Genomic DNA, 22,678 nt, shown 5'->3' with positions numbered 1-22,678 from the left:
TAAGTACCATCTTCAAACAAATAATTTACCCTTACCTAGCCAATTTTGCCCAGAAAAAAATTGACCCAAAAATCCAGAATTTTGCTTCCCAAAACATTGTTGCAATAAGTCTAATGAGTATACTTGCTGGAGACAACCGGTCGAAAAAATTAATTATAATAGCGACTAACAAAAAAGGAGTAATTACTCGTAAAAGTAATTGCTCCTTTTTATAATTTTTATTATTCACCAACAAAAAATTCAATGCGTTGCTGTAAGTTTTTAAAAGTAACAGGGCAGTAATCACCGATTTCCCCATCGAGATTAACTGGTAATTTGCGGCCAACACTCTTTCCCATCAGTTCAATCTTTAAACTGTGAGTCTTAGTGTAAATAATGTCTGGGTCATCCACGTGCTTACCATTTAGGGCCAAAGCCATCAGCTTCAATAACTTAACTGGATCCGCCGGTTTAACGATAATTAATTGGAATAAGCCATCGCTAAGTTGGGCATCAGGCATAATCTGTTCAAAGCCACCAATCGAGTTAGTCATTCCCAGTAGAAGCATCGATAGCTTTCCCTCGTAAACGCCTGCATCATAGGTTAAGCGCATCTCATTTTCAGTCAAGTGCGGCAACATTTCTGCACCCTTAATGAGATAAGCAGCATAACCTAACGCAGATTTTACTTCTGAAGGAACGCCATAGGTTAACTCCGTTAAAGAGCCACAAGCCGCAATATTAACAAAGTATTGCGTATCCTTGGCAAAGGTTGCTTGGCCAATATCCATCTTGCGGGTCTTATTATTAAGAATTACCTTACTGGCTGCCTTAATACTATCACGGGGGATATGCAGAGCACGGGCATAATCGTTAGTCGTTCCCGCTGGAATAATCGCCATCTTTGGTCTTTGCTCTAAAAATGCTATTCCATTGACTACTTCATTGATTGTGCCATCGCCACCAGCTGCGACAATGAGATCAAAGCCATCGTTGGCAGCACGAGTAGCCTCTTTTTGCGCACTCTGCTTTTCTGGCGTAGTCCTAAAAGCACTGGCTTCATAACCAGCTCGCTCTAAGACGTCTAAAATGTCTGCGACATTCTTAGGCATCTGTTCGTGACCAGATACAGGATTATAAATCAATCTTGCTTTTTTAGTCATAGTTAACTACCTTATTACTTAAAATTTACTTTTACCGCTTTTGTAATTCTTGGTTTAGAAGTTGGTTGATTACCTTCGGGTTAGCCTTACCACGAGTTTGTTTCATGATTTGACCAACTAAGTATCCAATCGCACGGTCTTTACCATTCTTAAAGTCTTCAACCGATTGTGGGTTATTGTCAACCACTTCTTTGACCATTGGCTCTAATACACTAGTATCAGATAATTGCACCATGCCCTTATCTTCAACGTATTTCTTCGGATCAGTGCCGTTGGCAATTGTTTCAGCAAAAACTTTCTTGGCAATCTTAGAAGAAATTGTTCCGTCTTTAATTAGCTTAATCATTGCAGCTAAATGTTCAGGTGTCAACTTAATATCTGTTAGTTCAACCCGGTTATCATTTAAGTAACCATTAACTTGCGTATTCATCCAGTTAGCTGCAAGTTGTGGATCAGCACCAGCTGCCACTGTCTTATCAAAGAAGTCTGAGCTTTCTTTCGTTTGCAAAAGAACTTGTGCATCATAATCTTTTAAGCCAAACTCGCCTACATATTGATTGTACCGCTCTTCAGCTGAACGCGGCAAGGTGGATTCAATTTCATCAATCCATTTTTGGCTAATGTGATCAGGCGCAATGTCAGGTTCTGGGAAGTAACGATAATCAGCATCGCCTTCCTTAACCCGTTCAAGAACTGTCTTACCTGTTGCTTCATCAAAACGACGAGTTGACAGCTGAACCCGGCCACCTGAAAGCAAAACTTGGGCTTGCCGCTTTTCTTCATAAGCTAATGACTTACGAACATGTTCAAACGAGTTCAAGTTCTTCATTTCAACCTTAGTGCCAAGTTCTTTTTGGCCTGCAGGACGAATTGAAATGTTAGTATCAACACGCATTGAACCCTCTTCCATCTTAACATCGGAAGCACCGGTAAATTGAACAATCTTCCGTAGTTTTTCAAGGTATGCATAACCTTCATCTGGATCAGCAATTTCAGGTTCAGAAACAACTTCCAGTAACGGAACACCTTGACGGTTCAAGTCAACGTAAGAAAAGCCGTTAGTTCCGTGCGTGTTCTTACCGGCATCTTCTTCGATATGCATTTCATGAATACCAATTCGCTTCTTTTTGCCATGAGATTCAATTTCAACATAACCATCACGAGCAAGCGGTTGAAAGAATTGCGTAATCTGATAAGCCTTAGGACTATCTGGGTAGTAGTAGTTCTTCCGGTCAAAGTGGGTGGTTGGCAAAATATGTGAGTGTGTTGCTAGCGCAACCATAATTCCCAAACGATAAACATCCTTGTTAACATAAGGTAAGACACCAGGCATTCCCCAGTCAATGACATTTGTTTCCGTGTTTGGCTTTGCACCATAGCTAACTGGTGAAGGTGAGAAAATCTTACTCTTAGTTTTTAGTTCGAAGTGAACCTCGAACCCAATCGTTGATTTAAAATTCATCAATTAATCCTCCATTCCAGCTGGTGTTTTTTCATAAAATTGGTTACTACGTTCAATAAAGTCGGCAACTTGGAAAATACTGCCTTCGTCAAAGCGCTTAGCCATAATTTGGAAGCCAACTGGCATTCCCTCAACCAAGCCAGCAGGTACACTAGCAGAAGGAATTCCAGCCAAATTAGCAGAAATCGTTAAAATATCGTTATTGTACATTTTAATTGGATCAGAAATTTCACTGCCAATTCCAAATGCTGGTGTTGTCGTTGTCGGTCCAACGATAACATCATTTTCAGCAAAAATTTGGTCAAAGTCTTGGCAAATCAACGTTCTTACTTTGGAAGCTTGTCTAAAGAAACGGTCATATGAGCCAGCAGACAAAGCAAATGAACCAAGCAAGATTCGACGCTGTACTTCTTCACCAAAGCCTTCTGAACGTGATTTAACATAGACATCAAGTAAGTTTTTAGCATCTTTTGAGCGGTAGCCATAACGAATACCATCAAATCTTTGTAAGTTAGATGATGCTTCACTTGATGCGATGATATAGTAATCAGGAACGGCATACTTAGTTAATGGAAGCGATACTTCATTAATAATGGCGCCAGCATCCTTTAAAGTATCAATTTGTTGTTGAATGATATCATGCACTTCGCCATCAACGGCATCCATGTATTCCTTAACAACTGCTACCCGCATTCCCTTGACATCTTTACCGATGTACTTAGTGAAATCAGGCACTTCTCTAGTTGAAAGAGTAGAATCATGGTCATCAGCACCGGCAATAACGTTAAGCACTTGTGCCGAAGTTTTAGCACGCTTACTCATTACCCCGATTTCATCAAGTGAGGAAGCAAAAGCAATTAAGCCCCAACGAGATACACGACCATAAGTTGGTTTAATACCAAAAATACCGTTAAAAGCAGACGGTTGACGAATTGAACCACCGGTGTCGGAACCCAAAGCGGCAACTACTTGACCAGAGGCAACAGCTGCAGCAGAACCACCAGATGAACCTCCAGGTACCTTATCCAAATTCCACGGATTATGGGTTGCGCCAAAGTATGAGTGCTCAGTTGATGACCCCATCGCAAATTCATCCATATTAGTTTTACCGACAAAAGTTGCTTGCGCCTTCTTTAAGCGCTCAATTACCGTTGCATCATAAACTGGAATGTAATTGTCCAAAATATGGCTAGCGGCTGTTGTCTTAACATCTTTAATGATGATGTTGTCTTTTATAGCAATTGGGATACCAGCTAATTTATTCTTAGCAAAATCCAAGTTTTCTGCTGGCTTGGCATCTTCTTGAACCGTAATCCACGCGTTTAGCTTGTCATCCGTCTTTTTAATGTTTGCGACTGTATCTTGCGCCAATTTGTCTGCGGACAATGTTCCTTGGGCAAGCTTTTCGTTTAATGAGTCAATATCTTCATTTAAATAATTCATTACTCGTCCTCATCCTTATTAATAATTACAGGAACCTTGATAAAGCCATTGGCTTGTTCAGGAACATTTTTCATTAATTCATCACGGTCTTGCCAGTGCTCAGGTTTGTCTTCTCTAAATACAGTATCACGGTCAACTACTTGTACCGTTTCGTCAACACCATCAGTGTCAACTTCTGATAACTGATCAGCCATATTGATGATTGAACTCATTTGCTCAGTCACTTTTTCAATATCTTTATCATTAATCTCAAGCCGCGACAAAGTCGCAACGTGCTTAATTGTTTCTTCTGTGATTTCCACGCATATACCTCCTTATTCACCGCCATAAATATGGACTTGATAACTACTATCTCCTGTTTCCTTGGCAACCAACGCTTGAATATCGTTTACCGAACCAATTTTTATTTCAATCGGCACATCACTAGCCAAATACTTCTTCGCAGTTGACAAAACAAGCCTAGTAAAGCTTTGAATTTGCTCATAGCCGTAAAACTGTGTTGTAATCGAGATATTTTCTTGTGCTAGTTTGCCATTTTCATAGCGCAGCGTAGCAGTAACGCCACTAATATTAGGGAAATAATTTTGAATTGATTCCTTAAAACTGTTGAAGCTTGAAGCGTTACTACTGTTGATTGCTTTTTTATTACCAATAGTTGGCAATACCTCTGTTTGGGTGTTAATAGTTTTCCATTTAGTTATTTTACTACTATTAGCAGCCGCTGTCCCGCTCAAAAAGTAAGTTCCGCTAACTAACGAATCTTTACTTTCTTTAGCAAAAAGGCCAACCGTAATCGGAATATTCTTTAACGCTTTTTTCTTCCGTAATCGCGCCACTATTTGTTCAGCAGTCTGCTGGCCATATTTTTTTTGGGCTGAACGCGGAATTGTCATTTGATATTCTGGCCCACCCTTTTTCTTTTGATAGTAATCAATCGAATTAATGGCTAAGCCGATACTCATCCCGCCTATGCGATAATTTGACCCCGAGCCAGTTAAAAAGTCCTGCTCCATGATTTCTTCCAAATAATACGGATTGTACTTTTTCTTCGTTCCTAATTCGGGATTAAGTCCTAAAGGATTAGATTTTGATTTTCGACCTAACCAGTCATTGGCAACCGTTGATGTAATGTATTGCCCTTCTTGAAAAACAAATGAGTTAGTTGAAAATGCCTCTTTAGAAATTTGAATAAGTCCACGTTCAAGTTCACGCGTGTCAACTGAATTATCATTATCGGTTGCTGTTAAACCAGCGATTGGACTAGTAACATAGTGACCATTTTTTAATAAAACCGTATAACCGTTATTACCGGTTTCTGTAGTCTGATAAGTTTTAGTACTTGAACTAGATGACGTTTTAGCATTATTAGCCAGATTGGAATTTTTTAAATTACCACAAGCTGTTAAACTAACTGCTGCTCCTAAAATTGCGATTATCTGCAGATATTTTTTCACTTTACTTGTTTCCTTTATTTAACCTGAGCAATTGCTTCTTCCTCAGTCAATAACGGCACACCAAGCTTTTGCGCCTTAGTGTATTTTGAACCAGCATCTTTACCATAAATGACATAGTCAGTTTTACTAGAAACAGACCCAGTTACCTTGGCACCCAGGGCTTGCAACTTTTGGGTAAATTCACTACGAGTAAAGTGGGAAAGCGTTCCGGTTAAAACTACCGTCTTATTTTTGAAATAATTATCAGGAATTTCTTCTACTTGTTCCTCGGTTTTACCCAAGTAATCCATGTTAAGACCACTAGCCTGCAGTTTTTTGACTAGTTCGACCACTTCATCTTGCGCAAAATAAGTCGTCAATGCTTCTGCAATTGTCATGCCTATTGTATCGATTGCAGCTACTTCTTGCACGTCCGCTTCCATAATCTTTGTCATATTTTTAAACTTTTGGGAAATTAAACGCGCAGCTTTAGCACCAACATGATCAATTCCAAGACCGGTTAACAGTAATTCAACCGAATTTCTCTTCGAATTGTTGATTGCAGTCAATAAATTATTAATTGACTTATCCTTAAAATGATCAAGCTTAGCTAAATCGCTGGCTTGTAAATGGTATAAGTCAGCTACGTTGTGAACTAAATCGTTTGCAATTAATTGTCGAACAATTTTCGGTCCTAAACCATCAATATTCATTGCTGGCCGCGAAGCAAAGTGGGTAATGCCCTCTTCAATCTGAGCAGGACATGAAGGATTAACACACCGCAATGCAACTTCATCTTTTAAGTGAATTAATTTTTCACCACATGAAGGACATTCTGTTGGAATCGGATAAGGTTCACTATCCTTAGGGCGTTTGGACATGACCACTTCTGAAATTTCTGGAATAATATCGCCAGCTTTATGCAGCATCACGGTATCACCAATCCGGACATCTTTTTGCTTGAGCAAATCGGCGTTATGCAAAACAGCGTGTGAGACGGTTGTCCCAGCCAGCTGTACCGGATCCATGATTGCGGTTGGCGTTACAACACCGGTACGGCCAACCGTCCATTTAATCTCGTGAACAACTGTTGCTTGCTCTTCTGGTGGAAACTTATAGGCAATTTCCCACCGCGGAATTTTAACCGTATTGCCCAGTTCATTTTGCAAATTCAAGTCATCGACCTTAAGTACAATGCCATCAATGCCGTATTGCAGTGAATCACGTTTAGTGGTGTATTCATCAATAAACGCAAAGATTTCATCCATCTTAGCCAGTCGTTTACCTGTTTGATTAGTGTGGAAACCTAAACTTGTCATCTTCTCAATTGCTTGATGCTGACTCTTGATTTCCTCAGGAGGATTAACCCAAGTATAAATGAAAGTACTTAAATTACGGTGCTTGGTAATACTAGCATCTAGCTGGCGCAATGATCCGGCAGCAGCATTTCGCGGATTAGCAAAAACGGTCTCACCATTTTCATCACGTTCACTGTTTAACTTGGCAAAAGCTTCCTTACCCATATAACACTCGCCACGTACCTCCATGGTCAATTTTTCCGGCAAGGTTTGTGGAATATCTGAAATAAAGCGGGCATTCGGCGTTACGTCTTCACCGACTAAACCATTTCCACGCGTTGACGCCCGTGTAAGCTTGCCACCCGTATATTCCAAATTAATTGATAAGCCGTCAATTTTTAGTTCGACGTTATAGGCAACTTCATGACCGATTTGCTTTTGCACCCGCTCATCAAAGGCACGCAGCTCCTCTTTGGAAAATACATCCCCCATTGAAAGCATTGGCACCTGGTGGGTAACCTTCGTTAATTCACTGTCAAGTTGACCACCAACACGTTGCGTAATTGAATCTTGCGTAACCAGTTGTGGAAATTGTTGTTCCAATTCAACTAACCGCTGATAGTTTTGGTCATAAACATTATCTTCAACTTCTGGCGCATCTTTTGAATAGTATGCATCAGCCCACTGATCGAGCTTATCTCTAAGCGAAGCGACTTCTTTTCTGGCTTCATCAAGAGTTAAATCTGCCATTTTGTTCCTCCTGATTAAAAAATATTATTTTGATCTTACCGATTTCATTATACCTTTTTAATTGGGGCAAATGCTGCTAGAAGGCGCTTGATTCCAATATTTGGAAATGCAATATCAAGCTCCATGTCTTCACCAGTACCATTAACCTTGGCAACGACTCCGCGTCCCCAAGCCTTATGTTCAACTTGATCGCCAACATTCCAACCTTTTTTCTCAGCCCCCACAGCACCTGCAGGCTTAACCTTTGGGGTATAAACTTGCGCACGGGCACGCTCATCAACATTTGCAAACGGAGCCGTTTGAACTTGAAAATTGCTATCAGTCATACTTGGAGCAGCCGCATTTTCAGTTTCTAAATCATCTAGGTCGATCTCATCCAAAAATCTTGATGGTGGATTATTCTGCGTTCTGCCATACATCATTCTAGAGTAAGCATTAGTTAGATATAATTTCCGCTTAGCACGGGTAATGCCGACATAAGCCAGTCTACGTTCTTCTTCTAGCTGATCATCTTCTAAAAGTGCACGTGAAAGTGGAAACAGTCCGTCTTCCATTCCTACCAAGAATACAACAGGAAATTCCAGTCCCTTAGCCGCATGAAGTGTCATTAATGCCACTTGATCATCATTGTTAGCCAGGTCATCCTGATCACTTAACAGCGAAACTTCAGCCAAAAAATCACTCAGTGCGTTTGACTCATCATCTTCCGGCTCATATTGATCATCAAAACGCTTAGTTACAGAAAGAAATTCATCCAAGTTTTCAAGTCTTGTTTCGGCTTCAATCGTTTTTTCAGCCTTTAGCGCATCGGTATAACCAAAATCCTGCAAAATCTTTTCTGTTAAGCCGGTCACACTGTGATCTTTAGCATACTCAATGGCATCACGCAGTTTTGCACCAAAATCACTTAATTTATTGGCTGCTCTGGCGGTTAAACCAGTCATTGTCAAGTGGCTAAATGCATCAAGTAGTGACAAATTATTGTCACGAGCAAAAGTCGTAAACTTTTCCACACTGACATTGCCGATGCCCCTTTTTGGCGTATTAATAATCCGGTTAAAACTCATCGAATCACTCGGATTAGCCACTAATTTAAGATATGCCATAATATCCATAATTTCTTTGCGATCGTAGAATTTATGGCCGCCGACAATTTGGTAAGGAACATTAGACTTAACAAAGGCTTCTTCGACTGTTCGCGATTGAGCATTTGTCCGGTACAAAACAGCAAAATCGTGGTAAGAGCGATTATGATCATTAACCTCTTCTTGAATCTTTGAAATGATGAAATGCGCCTCATCGTCACCACTTTGAGCACGGTAATAAGTAACCTTATCCCCGTCTCCTTGGTCTGTCCATAATTTCTTGGCTTTTCGGTTATGATTGTTCTCAATCACGGCATTAGCGGCTGAAAGAATATGACCAGTTGAGCGGTAATTTTGCTCTAGCTTAACTGTTTGGACGCCAGCATCCTTGTAGTCATTTTCGAAGTTCATGATGTTTTCCATATTTGCTCCGCGCCAGCCATAAATGGACTGATCGGCATCACCGACAACGCAAATATTTTTATACTGGGCAGCTAATTCATGACAGAGTTCATACTGCGCCTGGTTAGTATCCTGATACTCATCCACAAGCAAATAGCGAAATTTATTTTGATAATAGTGTAAAACTGCCTGATCCGTTTTAAATAAAACTAAAGTCTGCATAATCAAATCATCAAAGTCCATAATCTGGTCATGCTTTAACCGCCTTTGGTATTCTCGATATACTTGTGCAGCAACCTTGTCAAATGGGGTCGAGCTACTAGCGGCAAAGGCATCAGGAGTTAATAAATCATTTTTAGCATTAGAAATAGCGGATAATACGCGCCGTGGTTCATACACCTTAGGATTGAGATTCTGCTCTTTTTCAATGTGCTTAATTAGTGTTAATTGTTCAGATGAATCAGTAATTGAGAAATTACTGCCATAACCGATTTTGTCAGCATCACGCCGTAAAATCCGAACACAAAGAGCGTGAAAAGTTGACATCCAAATGTCATTTGCTTGCGGCCCAAGCAATTTTTGTTCCCGTTCGCGCATTTCAGTAGCAGCCTTATTAGTAAAAGTAATTGCCAAAATATTCCACGGCAGAACCTGCTTTTCTTCGACGAGATAGGCGATTCGCCTGGTTAAAACAGAGGTCTTGCCTGATCCCGCACCGGCAACAACCAATAATGGCCCCTCAGTAATCTGGACAGCTTTTTGCTGTTGCTCGTTTAATCCTGTTAAAATTGCTTCTTCGCTCATGCTAATTCCCTTCACAAACCAAATTTTGTAACTATATTATTGTACCAAAAAAGAAGGCATCTTTTAGGATAGATTGCCTTTTATTTATCAAACCGATCAAGATGATATTGTTCAATTAGTTTAATCAATTTATCAGCATAATTCGGATCAGTGGCGTACCCATCTTGAACAAGTGCGTGAGCCTGCTTGCGGTAATCTTTGGCGGTTAAAACGTGTTTATATTGTTGCTTATTCCAAGTGGTTCCCTTTTGAAAAAGCCTAGCATGTGCCCTAATTGATGCCTCGTAAGAATCATAAATTTGAAAGCGCGCCTTGACCACAATCCATTTGCCCTTAACGTACTCTTTCGTAGTTAAAACTGCTGAAGTATTAGGATTAGTGCCTTTTACACCAAACAAATTATTATATTTTTGCGACAAACTGCTTTGACCGTAGTCACTTTCAAGACAAGCTTGCGCAATTGTAATACTCGGGAGAAGCTCAAACTCGCGGTCAACTTCTTTAGCAATCGGACCAATTTCCTTAATAAAAGCCTTATGCTGCCGAATAATTTTTTGTCTTGCCTCTTCACGTGCTAGCTGTTCCTGCCTGATTTGTTCTGACTGAATTGCTTGCCGGCGATAATATCTAAATGCCACAAATGCAATTATCAACACAAACAGAATAATAAACGTGCGAAGTATAATTACAAAATTAGACTGCTTTTTTCCCTTACGTCTTTTCGCCATGAAATTTACCCTTACTTCTTAATCATTATCTATAAGTATAAACTCTTCTTAGCTCAAGTCATGCAATGTAATTAATTTTTAAAATAAAAAAGCACCTTAAAGTTGGTGGTGCCTTAATTAAACTATACAAAAAAAATGGAGCCAAAGCTCCATTCTTATTTAATGCGGGTAAGAAGACTCGAACTTCCACGATCTAAAAGCGATCACAAGATCCTTAGTCTTGCGCGTCTGCCAATTCCGCCATGCCCGCAACACATACAATACTATAACCCAAAATTAATTCTAGTACAAGAGCTTTTTAAAAATAAATTGCCTGAGCTAGCTCTTTACGACAAAAAAGCAAAGATGCTGTCATAAAATGAAAATTTCCAATTAGTTATCTTATTTTATAATAATCTTAATGCCTTTTCCCAAATACAGAGATGGACTATGCATGTTATGGTCGGAATTGGTGTCCGATCCGTAAATTTCACCCTTTCAGTAACTGATTGAAAAATAAAATTTATTACAGCTGACCTGTTAACTTCATCTGTCTTTTAGTGCCCTAAGCAAAATCCCTATCCAAAGTAACCCTTCCTATATCTTCTTTCCGTACAAACCAATTGTCGATGTTAACTAATATTGCCAATACCTGCTGTAATTAAATTCGTTTCTTGTTCGTAATTAAATTTCATTGCCTTTTTCTTTATAATAAGCTTATATAATAGCAACACTTATTACTTTTTCTATTAAGCTAGATCTACTTTTTAGTAAAAAATCATCCAATTTTGACCAATAGATCAATAATGGATGATTATTAGAAGTAATGTTAAATTTTTAAATCAAGAATGCCACTATCTGCCAGTAATGTTAGTCTACCATCTGTTCGTTAACATAACGTGCATATAGCGGATGAGTTTTCATTAATTCGTGATGTGTACCGTGACCAGTTACTTGACCATGCTCAATAAAGTAAATTTGGTCAGCGTTAACAATCGTGGCGAGTCGGTGAGCAATGACCAAAGTAGTTCGGTTCACCATTAACTTATCTAATGCTTGTTGTACTTTGCTTTCAGATTCAGAATCTAAACTAGCTGTTGCTTCATCAAGCATCAAAATTTTGGGATTGCGTAAAAAGGCACGTGCAATTGCTAGGCGCTGCTTTTGTCCGCCAGAAAGCTTAATTCCGCGTTCACCAATCTCTGTGTCCATTTGTTTAGGAAAATCTTTGACAAATTTGTCCGCATAGGCAAGCGCCAATCCGCGCCACAGTTCAGCATCAGATAAACTGCCAGGCAAGCCGTAAGTCAGATTGTCACGAATCGTACCAGAAAAAATGGCACTATTTTGCGAAACATAGCCGATCTGCGAGCGCCAATTTTCCAAATCAATCTCAACAATATTTTGCTCATCGATCATAATTTTGCCGCTATCAGGTTGGTAAAAACGTTCAATTAGGGCAAAAATGGTTGATTTCCCGCCACCACTTGGGCCAGCAAAGGCGATTACCGAATTAGGTTTGGAGGTAAATGAAACCGATTCTAAAACTGGCTCCCCTGGTTCATAACTAAAACTTAAATTTTCAGCCGTTAACGTCTTATTAGCTAAATCCGTCTTCGGACTAGTTTTGTCCTTCTCTGGTTTGATTGCTAAAATTGCTTGAATCCGTTCAGTCGATCCCAGCGCTTTTTGAATTTGAGAAAAGAAAGTGGCAAAATTGGCCACTGGAGCAATTACATTAAATAAATAAAGTAGAAAAGCAACTAGGGAACCACTAGATAAACTGCCTTGGCCAACACGAATTAAGCCAAAAGCTAAGATGCCGGCAAAGGCAGCCATCATTAAAGTAGTCATGATTGGTTGCAAAATAGCTTCCACGCGGGCATCCACTACACCAATCTTAAATATTTTTTGAATCATTCGCTGCCCGTGCTTTTGTTCAAACTTTTCACCATTGCTGGCCTTAATTAGCCGCACTTCAGACAGCTTTTCACTAACGTCACCGTTAAATTCTGCTGTGGCGCTCTGCAATTTTCGTCCCAGTCTGGCCATGATTCGACCAACAGGTAATAAGACGAGTACCACAATTGGGACAATCGTGAACATTAATAAAGCCATCTGCCAATCCATCACAAACAGGATAATCAGCGAAAAGAAGAGTTGGATCGCCCCAGTAATAAAGTTGGGAAATTGCGAAGCAATTAAGTCTTTAATGACTCCCGTATCATTAACCAGCCGCGAACTGCTTTCACCGGCTTTATTTTCGTCAAAATAAGAAATTGGCAATGATAATAAGTGGTTCCATAACTTCTCTCTCAAACTCTTAACCACACTTTCACCGAAGTAGCGTAAAATGTAGCCGCCCAGAGTTCCTAACACCAGTTGAACAACGAAAATAACAATAATAATTACCATACTATGATAGTTAAACTTGTCCCATTTACTTGTATCAACTAGATCACGAGTTAATAGTGGTAAAACTAGATTAGCCGCGCTAGTAACTAGACTAAAAGTTAAGCCCATAACAAACAAAGATTTCTTTAAGTCCAATTGATTTAATAAATGAAAGAAATCGCTTAGCTTAATTTGCTTAGTCTTACCTTTACGTGACTTGAACGCCATTAAAATACCGGCTTTCTAAATTTGTCTAAACAAAAAGTTTTTCATTAACTGAAAAACTTTTTTACTTTATTCTAATTATATTTCTTCATCTTCATTATGCCAAAATTTTCGCCAAAAGTCGCGGTCATACTCCCATTTTTTATCAAAATCACAATATTTATGCTTAAAATCTGGTCGTTTGAAATCGCGGCAGTATTCATCATGGTAATGGTTCCGATTATGCATCCGGTGACACATTTGGCGCATTTCTTCTTTAGAAAAGTCGTGGCTTTCAGCATACTTGTGCCATTTTGAGTATGCCTGCATCCGAAAAGCGGGATCAACAAACTTTTGTGCTTCGTGTTTAAAGTCATCATCCCAGCCGTCAGCGATCTTCTCCAAGTAATGACTAAAATTGGTCTGTTCATCTTCACTTAATCCGGCAAAAAAGGCAGTGGTGTCTTGCTTCTTTTTCAGTGCGTCTAGCTTATTAGCCTCTTTTCGACCTTCTTCAGTCAAGTAGACCCGTTTTACTCGTTTATCTTTTTCATCAGTTTCACGTCTAATGATCCCCTTAGCTTCCATCTTTTTTAACAATTCTGCTAGTGAACCAGGCTTTAAGGCTAAAATTTCTGCTAAATAGTTTTGTGTTAGACCATCTTCAAGCTTAATTACCGCCAAAACCCGTTTTTGACCCGAAATCGGCAGTTTATTTTCAAACATGAAATAACGGCTTGCACGCATAATGAAATGTAATTGCTTCATTAAATTATCACTTGTTTGACTCATGATTAAATCTCCTTAATATTTATTTTTTGATTTTAGTTAGGTACCTAATGTTTATACTTAAATTATAGTTTGGTACCTAATCAATTGTCAAACAAAATTGATTAATTTTTATGTTATTAGCGCAGCGTCTCATCAAGTCGCAGCTTTCCGCCACACTTGCCGCAAGCATACCGGCGAACGTTAATCTGGCGCACGCGGTGGTAAGTTTGACCACATCTTTGACAGCGGTAAATGTAGTTAACTCTACGGCTGCGTTTCAACCCGATATCAGGGACATAACGACTGCCGCCCACCTTCGCTAATAATACTTTAAAGTCAGCATCACGGTGCCGATAACCTTTGCTAGCAAGATGCAAATGATAATGCACCAATTCGTGTTTTATGATGCCAATTAAGGCGTCTCGGTACTGCGGTGCTAAAAAATGAGCGTTAATTTCGAGGTGATGATCGGCTAAGTGGTAGCGTCCCCCTGTCGTTGTCATACGGGAATTAATTTTGACATCATGACAAAAAGGCTTACCAAAATACTTCAGCGAAACCTCTTCCACTAGTTTTTGCAGTTCTTCTTGCGTCATTAGCGAAAAATCTTAGCGTAAAGTGCAGCTTCTTTTTGGGTCTTAATGCGCACTTTTAGAGCAGTTACTAATTTGCGTTTTAGTGGTTTAGCGCCTTCCATCCAAGTGCCGGTAAAAACGTGAATGGTTTTTGACTTTGGCGATGGATTGCATAAAATACCGTCGGGATAAACATGAATCCCACTACTTAACACTTGCTCCTTATTATTCGGCTGCGCTTGATACTTGGTTTTTAAAATATCGGAAACTGAGACCGTATTAACTCCCGCCAATTGATCATTATGATCAAATGAAAAGTTGCGGTCATCATAATAGGCCAGCATATCTTTTAGCAGTGGGTGATGCTTCTCGGCACCAAAAACGGCGGTAAACGGGTTAGCCGGATTTTCAAAACCAACAAAGGCACGATTATTAAGAAGGGATTCAAGGTTATCTAACACCAAGACATCCGTATCCAAATAGATTCCGCCCATTTCGTACACAGCTTTGGCACGAATGTAATCCGAAACAAACGCCCATTTTTTAGCCTTATAGGCCTGTTCGACGTACTTATTTTCATGAATATCAAAATTATCTTCGTTCCATTCGATAATCTGGTAGTCCTGCAAGTGCTTTTGCCACGTTTTCATGCACCGCTGAATATTTTTAGGCTTAGGATTACCCCCGACCCAAACATAATGAATAATTTTAGGAATCATTTCTATCCTCGTGTAAAAAATCGTTTTAGTAACATAATAATATCTTGGTTAAAATCAAGTTTCATCAAAAACATTAATCCTACATATAGAAGGAACATGATTATTGACTTTATTACCATATTGAAAAAGGCTGATGAAACTATTGGTGGCAAAATCATCCCCACTGCTAGGACAATAACGGAAATAAGCAGGTACTTGGGAATTTCTTTAAAGGAATACTTAAAGTCATAGCCGTCACGCACAATCCACAAGCGCAAAAGCAAAACAATAAATTCGGTTATTAAGATTGCCACCATCGCCCCGGTTGCACCATAAAGGCGGTCAAGAAAGTAACTCAAGATCACTTCAAGAAAGGCACCAATAATTACTGGTAATGCATAATCACGGTCGCGGTGATTGGCTAAGGCAAATTGGTTGGCAAAAACGCCACCGGTTGGAATCATAACAATTGTTAGTGCAAAAAAGAACATCAGTGGTGTCATTGGAATAAATTTATGACCAAAGAAAAACGGGACAAATTCTTTCGTATTTGCCATGATAATCACGGCAAACATCGTTCCCAGCATCACCGTTGCTTCAAGTGATTTTTTTAAAATAACTCGTTGTTCTTTTTTTCCCTCACCAGCCATTTTGGGCATAATTACAAGTGAAATACTAGTTACAATTCCCAGCACCATGTTCGAAATTCGCTGTGAATTATCGTAATAGGCCACCTGAGTGGAATTTTGAAAAAGCCCTAAAATTGGCTTATCAAGCGAAGTATAGATTTGGGTCGCAATTTGGGGAATAAGCAGTGTGATGATTGCTTTAATTGTTGTTTGGTACTTATAAAAGTGCTTAACTGGTCCACCGACATAGCGGTGAATATCAAACCAAAAAACAAATGAACCCAGCATTGTGGAAACTGACATGATTAACATGTATTTCCATAAATCCCCTGGCTGTTTAACCCATAATAAAATTAGCACAACTGAAACAAGCTTTACTGCCGTATTTTTTAAAACCACCCGGCCAAAGGCTGCCAACCCTTGGAAAAACCAGGAAATATCAACTTGTGCCGAGATTAAGTATGGCACCATCAATAATAGATAATTGCCGTATTTAAGATGACAAAAACTGGTGACAGCAACCACCAAAATAATCGTAACCAGACCAGCTAACGCTTGAAAATACCATAATCCCCAAAAAGCATCCGTTAATTCTTGCTGATTACCGAAAGCACGCGTTTGCGAAATGGTTCTCATCCCAATGTAAGAAACTGACAAAGTACAAAAAATCATCAGGAATTGCACAATATTGTTGACATTACTATAGATACCGTAAGTTTTTGGTCCCAAAATGCGAGACAGATACGGTACCGTAATTAACGGTACCAAAACGAGAAAAATTTGATAAACCGCATTATATAAAATATTTAAAAATGTTTTCTTCACAATTTTTCCTCTAATACTGATTTACCATTAAGGCATAAATCACCGCACACGCTGATTCATGTTGCAATTGATTAGTTAGGTGCAGCCAATATTGCCGTTTCTGTTGTTTTCGGTCAGGTGCACTAAGCCCTGCAAGCAATTCTGCTTGTGTTTTAACGCAAATACCAGGAACTACTTCTTCATAAGGACCAAGCAAAAGCCCCCGTTTTTGCTCATACTGCCTTAGGTAATTAGTTACAAAAATAATTGGCTTGTCTAAAGTTAAATAATCAAAATAAATTGATGAATAGTCAGTAATAAGCATATCGGTATTGCCCAAGAGCTCATATAAATCATAATCATGTGCAAATAAATAGTCATTATTAAGGTAAGCAATATTAGAATAGTGACTGGTCTGCGTTCCTAAAAGCTGCATTTCGTACGGGTGCAGTTTAACAATTAAGTACTGGTGCTTTGCTTTTAAAGCATCATTTAACGATTCAGCATCAAAATCCGGCAAGGCAAAAAAGTTGCCGGCCTTAATCTGGGCCATGATTTGTTCATCTTCCATTTCATAGCGAAATGTCGGCATATAGATCGCAATTTGAGCTTGCTCATCTTGAACCTTAAATAAAGCGGTCAATAGCTGCGCCTTTGACAATGCAGGATGCTTTAATGCGTCCAAGCGCGGGAAGCCCACTTTTTGGTATTTGGTAGTCTCAATGGCGCAGCAAGCACTCATAAGTGTTTCATACAAATCTGAGCTCGAACACACTACATCCGCATTTTTTTGCCAAAGTTTAGCATTGCGCATGTCGGTTTTGCGTTTAGTATTATTAGCCATAATTCCCATTCGCTTAAGTGGAATGCCATGCCAAAATTGAATATTAACCTGCTTAGGGTGAATTTTAAATGGTTGATGCGTGGTTAAAATAAACTTGGCAGCTCCGATTTCGCGCCAAGTCGCTAGCGGCAAGTGTGACGAGGGCCACGGCTCAACTACAGTGATTTCATATTCAGGATGATTTTTCTTCATATATTTAGCAAAAAGATAACCGTTTGATCCCGATCTGCCGGCTCCATTTAAAACTACTATTTTGTTTTCCCTAATTTTCGTAAATCGTGCACTAATTTTCATCAGGCACATGTAAATTCGAAATAACCAATTTTTCATTCTTTAACTTCCCAATTCTTACTTAGTATAAGGGTACAGAAAAAGCTTGAGCAAACTCAAGCTTTTTTACTTTATTTTTTAGTTTTTTAACTATTTACACCGCTTTTGCCAGTAGACAGCGCTTGCGCAATTGCATTCTAAAATTGTTGATAATGGCCAGCTTGCACAGAAATTGGCTTCTTGCTAGACTAAATTTAGTTCATTTATGATTAAAATTGTAGAATACCTGAGGAAAAATAATGGCAAATAAGCAAACTGTTTCTAACAAACTTCTGATCACTTACCTATTTATTTTTTATTTATGGTGGGCGGTAGAAGAAATATGCAACTGGCAATATTCTAGTATCCCGCTTTTGCAAGAATCAATCAGTGCTTTAGTAAAATTGGCCACTTGGAGCATTCCGGCCTATTTCTTAATCAAAAAATATTCTGATCAGCTGGCAATCGGGTATTCCACTATGTTTAAAAATCATTTTCGCTTCTGGCCATACCTTGGATTATTTATCCTTATGCTTATTTACCTGTTTGCTACCGTTTATTTTACTAGTGGAACAATCCGGATAAATCCTAGTTGGCACCCAACAGATTTAATTGGCAGCTTTTTAATTGTTGGCATTACTGAAGAACTAGTTTTTCGTGGCTGGATTTTAAATGCATTATTACCCAAATTTAAAACATGGGTTGCTCTGTTAATCGATAGTATTTTATTTTTGGTTATTCATTTCCCAATCTGGTATCGAACCGGAACTTTTTTAAGCAACTTCGCTTCTGGGGCTGAATTTACGGTAATCATTCTGGGAATTTTGTTTGGTCTACTATTTATCAAAAGCAAAAATATTTTTGTGCCCATTATCTTTCATATGTTCTGGGATTTAATCTTAACCGTTTTCTTGCTTTAATCACTTAATTCCCACTCTTAAAATTAATCACATCAAATCAGTTATGAACCATTAGTTAATAAATTGCTAATGGTTCTTTTTTAGTTGGTTTCGGGTATGCTTTTGCCAAAATTGCTAAGTCATCGGGAGTCAGGTCGATTTCTAATGCCTTTAAATTCGAGAGCAAATGCTTGGAACTGCTGCTTTTTGGAATAGCAAGAACATCAGGTTGTTGCATTACCCAAGCTAGTAGAACTTGAAAAGGAGTAGCACCATGATTTTGAGCAACGGCCATCACAGCCGGATCTTGGGTCATCGTACTTCCCATTTTTGGTCCTCTTCCCAATGGACTATAGGCAATTAAAGGAAGATGATGCTTTCTTTGCCAAGGCAAGAGACTGTATTCAATTCCACGTGTCTCTAGGTTATATAGATCCTCATTGGCAGCCACATTTTTACCACTAGGCAATTGCCATAATTCTTCCATATCAGCGATATCAAAATTGGAAACGCCCCAAGCCCGAAAATAGCCTTTTTCTTGCAAGCTTTGAAGTGTTTCAACCGTTTCTTCAAGTGGAACCATTCCTCGCCAATGATATAAATATAAGTCAAGGTAATCTGTTTGCAGACGCTTTAAACTATTCTCAACACTTTGTTGCATTTTAGCAGCAGAGGCATTTTGAGGTAAAACTTTAGAAATTAAAAATAAATCTGATCTTTGATATGGCTTGATAGCCTGTCCAACTAAACTTTCCGAGCGGCCATTGCCATACATTTCTGCCGTGTCAATCACGCGTAAACCAGCATCAAGACCAGCTTGAATTGCCTTAATCTCTTCTTTTTCTGCCACAGCCGAATTACCCATTTCCCATGTACCAATACCTAAGACCGGCAATTTTTGCTGATTAATCGTCACTGTTTTCATCATTAAGTTCCTTTCTATTAGAATATATTTTCAATATTATCTTGCTAACTTAAGCATACTATATCATTAGCTAAAAGAGCAATTTAGCGCAACAGCAGTTTATAATCTTGTCAATAATATGATAAAAACTGTAATAGCAAAATCATTGCCCCGGTGAGCCCCAAAATTGTTATTTGGTTGGCACCACTCTACAATAAACAATATAGGAGGGCTACTTTAATGGAAGAATCATTTACAAATTCATTTAAATTATCAGGTAAACAATGGTTAATTATTATCTTTTCCAACTTGCTTGCATATTGTTGTTTAATCATGCCCGGGATTCAAATACCAGACTTTTTAGCCTTTGATGAAAACCACCCTAGTATCGTGGCAGCTATTTTCCAACTAATTGTCGTTACTGTTTTTCTTGCTATCCAAATTATTGGTGCTCAAATCGCTACCAACAACAGGTGGCGGCAACTATTTCATTTCCCTCACGCTAAAGAATGGTTATTGATTGCTGCTTTCTTTATTGTTGCTTACGTAACTTCAGTAGTAACGGGAATAATTTCACAGAACATTTTTGGTTCCGTTTCAGGAAACGCTGCTGCCGGATTAACCCTAAAGTCTCCGCATGTTTGGACAATCTTCTTTTACCAGCGCTTTAGCAGTGCTATCCAAATTATGGGCGAAGAATTTTTAGCAATCATGCCCTTGCTAGCTCTTACGCAACTAGCAACTAGTCTGCATTTACCTGCCCCTATCTGGTGGGGTAACATTGGCTCAGCACTTGTATTTGCCCTACTTCATTTGTCTACATACGACTATAATCTGGGCTACGTCATTTTGGGGCTGGCTTTTACCCGCATCGTGTTAAACCTAGCCTTTATCAAAACGCACAATATGTGGGTTAGTTTTCTGGTTCACTTCTTATTCGATACGCTTGCCTTTTTAGTTCTGTTATTAGCAACTAAGTAGGTCATTCTTTTATTATTAAACATTAACGTGCAAAAATGCTTCTCCTGATTGATCAAGAGAAGCATTTATTTTGGCTTAATAAAGCAATCCATAGTATACGACAAGTAGTCAGTAAGGTTTAGTTAGTCATTTCCCTACTTATATTTTATTCAATCTTACTAAATAAAGAACAAAATTAACACTTTTAGTTGACAAGTGAGTAAGTACTCACTACAATACTATCTATAGGTGAGTAAACACTCACTTATTAAAGGAGGAAATTATGGCTTATCTTATTAATTTAACTCATTTACAAAAATCCTATGGTAAGCAAACCGTTTTACATGATATTAACCTCAATGTCATGCCGAAAGAAATCGTTGGTCTAATCGGCCCTTCTGGAGCGGGAAAGTCAACTACGATTAAGACCATGCTTGGGATGGAAAAAGTCGACAGTGGTGAAACGCTTGTGTTAGGTACACAAATGCCTAACCGCCAGATTTTAAGTCAAATTGGTTATATGGCACAGTCTGATGCCCTGTACGAAACTCTAAGCGCGAAAGAAAATCTTCAATTTTTTGGCAAGATGAAAGGCGTGTCGGGGACTGAATTAGAACAAGAAATTGCCTATACAGCAAATGTAGTTGAATTAACCGCCGATTTAAATAAACGAGTAGCCAATTATTCTGGCGGCATGAAGCGGCGGTTATCACTAGCAATCGCCCTTTTAGGCCAACCTGAATTATTAGTGCTTGATGAACCGACTGTCGGAATTGACCCATCGTTGCGCCGCAAAATTTGGCACGAACTTAAGTTAATCCGTGACCAAGGTCGAAGCGTGTTAATTACGACGCATGTTATGGACGAAGCGGAGCTGACCGATCGCGTGGCCCTACTTTTAAATGGTAAAATCATTGCTTTTGCGGAACCAAAGAAATTAGAGGAGCAATACCAGGTTGACTCAATTGAAGACGTCTTTTTAAAGGCAGAAAGTGAGGAAGCAGCAGAATGAGAACTTTAGCAATTACCAAAAAGGTCTTAATAGAATTATTCCGTGACAAAAGATCATTGGCGTTAATGTTTCTTGCACCAATTTTAGTAATGTGGCTGATGAACGTAATGTTTTCAGCTAACTCTAAATCCGAAGCAACAATTGCCACGGTAGATGTTAACCCGTCAATCACACGGAAATTAAGAAAAATTGATGGCATTGATACGGTTAAGTACCAGGATCAAAAAGTTGCTGCTAAAGAACTGAAAAATCATAAAGTTGATGCCGTTATCTACTATCATGACAACAAATATGACGTTACGCATGCAAATACGGATTCTGGTAAAACAGTTCTGACTAAACAGGCACTAAACGCCGCATTGACTAAGGATAGTTTTCAAATTTTGACTTCTAAACTTAAAAAGACTCAAAAAATGCAAGCCAAACTTATTAAAGCTAATCCCTTACTTGCCAAAACACTGCCCCAAGCACCTAAGAACAAAAAGACGGACAAGGTTAAAATCGTCAATCATTACCAATACGGCAATAAGGATACTGGCTTTTTTGCCAAAATGGTCCCAATTTTACTAGGCTTCTTCGTTTTCTTGTTTGTTTTTCTCATTTCAGGAATGGCTTTATTAAAAGAGCGAACCAGTGGCACACTCGATCGCTTGCTAGCAACTCCTGTCAGACGAAGCGAGATCGTTTTTGGTTACATGTTTGGTTACGGCATAATTTCGATAGCTCAAGCTACCGTCATTGTTTTGGCAACCATTTGGCTATTAAAAATCGAGGTCGTCGGTAACATTTTCAATGTTATTTTAGTCAGCTTCCTACTTGCCCTCGTAGCTTTGGCTTTCGGTCTTTTGCTATCTACTTTGGCCGGGTCCGAATTTCAAATGATGCAGCTGATTCCAATTGTTATCGTCCCCCAAGTATTCTTTTCTGGAATAATTCCACTAGATACAATGGCCAATTGGGTTCAATATATCGGTAAAGTGCTACCATTAACCTACACGGGCGATGCCCTAACCAAAATCATGCTCTATGGTAAAGGGTTAAGCAGCATAACTGGTGATATTTTAGCTTTGCTCATTTTTCTGGTAATATTGATATACCTGAATGTAGTAGGTTTAAAGAGATATCGTAAAGTATAAAAACCACTTGGGA

The 22,678-nt window shown here is 38.9% G+C and carries 19 protein-coding genes and 1 tRNA gene; 4 read left to right on the top strand and 16 right to left on the bottom strand.

The annotated features are described in order from the left end of the window. Positions 1 to 221 precede the first annotated feature (221 nt). From J3U73_RS00530 to J3U73_RS00460, 15 genes are all read right to left on the bottom strand, one after another. Positions 222 to 1,142, bottom strand: a complete 921-nt coding sequence (locus tag J3U73_RS00530; RefSeq protein ID WP_220232870.1) for a diacylglycerol kinase family lipid kinase — start codon at positions 1,140 to 1,142, stop codon at positions 222 to 224. A 31-nt stretch (positions 1,143 to 1,173) separates the two neighbouring features. Next, entirely contained in the window at positions 1,174 to 2,604 is a 1,431-nt protein-coding gene (gene gatB / locus J3U73_RS00525) for an Asp-tRNA(Asn)/Glu-tRNA(Gln) amidotransferase subunit GatB (protein ID WP_103752020.1), read from the bottom strand. A gap of 3 nt (positions 2,605 to 2,607) precedes the next feature. Beyond that, positions 2,608 to 4,047, bottom strand: a complete 1,440-nt coding sequence (gene gatA, locus J3U73_RS00520; RefSeq protein WP_267409293.1) for an Asp-tRNA(Asn)/Glu-tRNA(Gln) amidotransferase subunit GatA — start codon at positions 4,045 to 4,047, stop codon at positions 2,608 to 2,610. Continuing rightward, positions 4,047 to 4,349: an Asp-tRNA(Asn)/Glu-tRNA(Gln) amidotransferase subunit GatC gene (gene gatC, locus J3U73_RS00515; RefSeq protein ID WP_103752018.1), complete on the bottom strand. Its 303-nt coding sequence runs from the start codon at positions 4,347 to 4,349 to the stop codon at positions 4,047 to 4,049. Before gatC ends, gatA begins: the two co-directional genes overlap by 1 nt. A 12-nt stretch (positions 4,350 to 4,361) precedes the next feature. Then, on the bottom strand, positions 4,362 to 5,501 hold the full coding sequence (locus J3U73_RS00510; protein WP_267385086.1) for a CamS family sex pheromone protein: 1,140 nt from the start codon (positions 5,499 to 5,501) through the stop codon (positions 4,362 to 4,364). Between the two features lie 14 nt (positions 5,502 to 5,515). Beyond that, a complete protein-coding gene (gene ligA / locus J3U73_RS00505) occupies positions 5,516 to 7,528 on the bottom strand; it encodes an NAD-dependent DNA ligase LigA (protein WP_267409292.1) in 2,013 nt (670 codons plus the stop codon). Positions 7,529 to 7,575: 47 nt separating this feature from the next. Further along, complete coding sequence (gene pcrA / locus J3U73_RS00500; protein ID WP_267409291.1) at positions 7,576 to 9,819, bottom strand: DNA helicase PcrA; 2,244 nt, start codon at positions 9,817 to 9,819, stop codon at positions 7,576 to 7,578. Positions 9,820 to 9,899: 80 nt separating this feature from the next. Further along, positions 9,900 to 10,547, bottom strand: a complete 648-nt coding sequence (locus J3U73_RS00495) for a glycoside hydrolase family 73 protein (RefSeq protein WP_103752014.1) — start codon at positions 10,545 to 10,547, stop codon at positions 9,900 to 9,902. A gap of 163 nt (positions 10,548 to 10,710) precedes the next feature. Next, positions 10,711 to 10,797 (bottom strand) — tRNA-Leu (locus tag J3U73_RS00490). 599 nt (positions 10,798 to 11,396) lie between these two features. Beyond that, positions 11,397 to 13,148, bottom strand: a complete 1,752-nt coding sequence (locus J3U73_RS00485; protein ID WP_267409290.1) for an ABC transporter ATP-binding protein — start codon at positions 13,146 to 13,148, stop codon at positions 11,397 to 11,399. Positions 13,149 to 13,223: 75 nt separating this feature from the next. Next, positions 13,224 to 13,916: a MarR family winged helix-turn-helix transcriptional regulator gene (locus J3U73_RS00480; RefSeq protein WP_267409289.1), complete on the bottom strand. Its 693-nt coding sequence runs from the start codon at positions 13,914 to 13,916 to the stop codon at positions 13,224 to 13,226. 116 nt (positions 13,917 to 14,032) lie between these two features. Next, positions 14,033 to 14,491, bottom strand: a complete 459-nt coding sequence (locus tag J3U73_RS00475) for a SprT family protein (protein WP_267409288.1) — start codon at positions 14,489 to 14,491, stop codon at positions 14,033 to 14,035. Beyond that, entirely contained in the window at positions 14,491 to 15,189 is a 699-nt protein-coding gene (locus J3U73_RS00470; RefSeq protein ID WP_220220867.1) for a glycosyltransferase family 32 protein, read from the bottom strand. The genes J3U73_RS00475 and J3U73_RS00470 overlap by 1 nt, the downstream gene beginning before the upstream one ends. A gap of 2 nt (positions 15,190 to 15,191) precedes the next feature. Further along, positions 15,192 to 16,622 (bottom strand): oligosaccharide flippase family protein, encoded by a 1,431-nt coding sequence (locus J3U73_RS00465; protein ID WP_103752007.1) that lies wholly within the window; start codon positions 16,620 to 16,622, stop codon positions 15,192 to 15,194. A gap of 10 nt (positions 16,623 to 16,632) precedes the next feature. Further along, complete coding sequence (locus tag J3U73_RS00460) at positions 16,633 to 17,775, bottom strand: CDP-glycerol glycerophosphotransferase family protein (RefSeq protein ID WP_267409287.1); 1,143 nt, start codon at positions 17,773 to 17,775, stop codon at positions 16,633 to 16,635. Between the two features lie 239 nt (positions 17,776 to 18,014). On the opposite strand from J3U73_RS00460, the gene J3U73_RS00455 reads away from it, so the two are divergent. Further along, positions 18,015 to 18,674 (top strand): CPBP family intramembrane glutamic endopeptidase, encoded by a 660-nt coding sequence (locus tag J3U73_RS00455; RefSeq protein WP_267409286.1) that lies wholly within the window; start codon positions 18,015 to 18,017, stop codon positions 18,672 to 18,674. A 55-nt stretch (positions 18,675 to 18,729) separates the two neighbouring features. Here J3U73_RS00455 and J3U73_RS00450 read toward each other — a convergent pair whose 3' ends face one another. Further along, entirely contained in the window at positions 18,730 to 19,578 is an 849-nt protein-coding gene (locus J3U73_RS00450; RefSeq protein WP_267409690.1) for an aldo/keto reductase, read from the bottom strand. A 219-nt stretch (positions 19,579 to 19,797) separates the two neighbouring features. Between J3U73_RS00450 and J3U73_RS00445 the strand changes: the two genes are divergently transcribed. The 3 genes from J3U73_RS00445 to J3U73_RS00435 all read left to right on the top strand — a co-directional run bounded on the left by J3U73_RS00445 (position 19,798) and on the right by J3U73_RS00435 (position 22,665). Next, positions 19,798 to 20,538: a CPBP family intramembrane glutamic endopeptidase gene (locus J3U73_RS00445; RefSeq protein ID WP_103752004.1), complete on the top strand. Its 741-nt coding sequence runs from the start codon at positions 19,798 to 19,800 to the stop codon at positions 20,536 to 20,538. Between the two features lie 262 nt (positions 20,539 to 20,800). After that, positions 20,801 to 21,529 (top strand): ABC transporter ATP-binding protein, encoded by a 729-nt coding sequence (locus tag J3U73_RS00440; protein ID WP_220232856.1) that lies wholly within the window; start codon positions 20,801 to 20,803, stop codon positions 21,527 to 21,529. After that, a complete protein-coding gene (locus tag J3U73_RS00435; RefSeq protein ID WP_267409285.1) occupies positions 21,526 to 22,665 on the top strand; it encodes an ABC transporter permease in 1,140 nt (379 codons plus the stop codon). Before J3U73_RS00440 ends, J3U73_RS00435 begins: the two co-directional genes overlap by 4 nt. Positions 22,666 to 22,678: the final 13 nt, after the last annotated feature.

It is taken from the genome of Lactobacillus sp. B4005 (assembly GCF_026536045.1).
GTDB classification, from domain to species: domain Bacteria; phylum Bacillota; class Bacilli; order Lactobacillales; family Lactobacillaceae; genus Lactobacillus; species Lactobacillus panisapium.
Note: the sequence above shows the minus strand (reverse complement) of the source record. Positions and strands in the feature narration are given on the sequence as shown.